General features: G+C 60.1%; 1 pseudogene. It reads right to left on the reverse strand.

Annotated features, from left to right (window positions below):
* Positions 1-637, reverse strand: a pseudogene (locus IFT63_RS17635) (IS3 family transposase); the annotation flags it as partial.
* Positions 638-684: the final 47 nt, after the last annotated feature.

Below are 684 nucleotides of genomic sequence, written 5' to 3' on the forward strand. Positions count from 1 at the left end.
GCTTCTCGCAGCACGTCAAATAAACGATCGCGCCCCAGAGCGATCCCCGCCGCCTGCAGCTTCGGCTCAATCAGATGGTGCAGCTTGCGCGTACCGACCCGAGGCTGGCGCGCGCGGCAGTCGCTCACCAGCGACAGTGCAGTAGCATCAGCAGCGTCTCGCCGCTGATGGCGGTGCCCGGCCTGATAGAACGCCTGCCGACTGATGCCGAAATGGCGGCAAGCCCTTGCCACGCTTACGCCTTTGAGGCGCCCTTGCGTGAGGACTTGCCGGAAGGCTTTTTTACGATTTTTACCCCGTAATCCTCTTTGAGGACATCCACGATGGCCTCGAACAGCTGCGCCTTCTCGTTTGCCTCCCGCAACTGGACCTGCAGGGCCTTGATCTGTTGTTCCGGCGTCAGCGGCTTGGCCGCCCCGGCTTTGGGGACAGTGCTCATGGGAGGCAATGATGCCCCAGCTGACCAATCTTGCCGACCATGCCGACGAAGCCAGGAAAGCACCGTGCTGCGCCCTTGGATCCCATAACGCTCCTGGGCCTTTTTGTAGGTCAGCTCCCCGCGCTCGACCTGGTCTACCACCGACAACTTGAAGGCCAGCGAGTAATCCCGTTGGCTGCGCCTGATTGTTGATTTCATTGAACATTCCTTTTCCAGAGGGAAAAGGTGTCAACCCAATTCAGGAC

This window comes from Stenotrophomonas sp. CFBP 13724 (assembly GCF_014841975.1).
GTDB lineage: Bacteria > Pseudomonadota > Gammaproteobacteria > Xanthomonadales > Xanthomonadaceae > Stenotrophomonas > Stenotrophomonas lacuserhaii.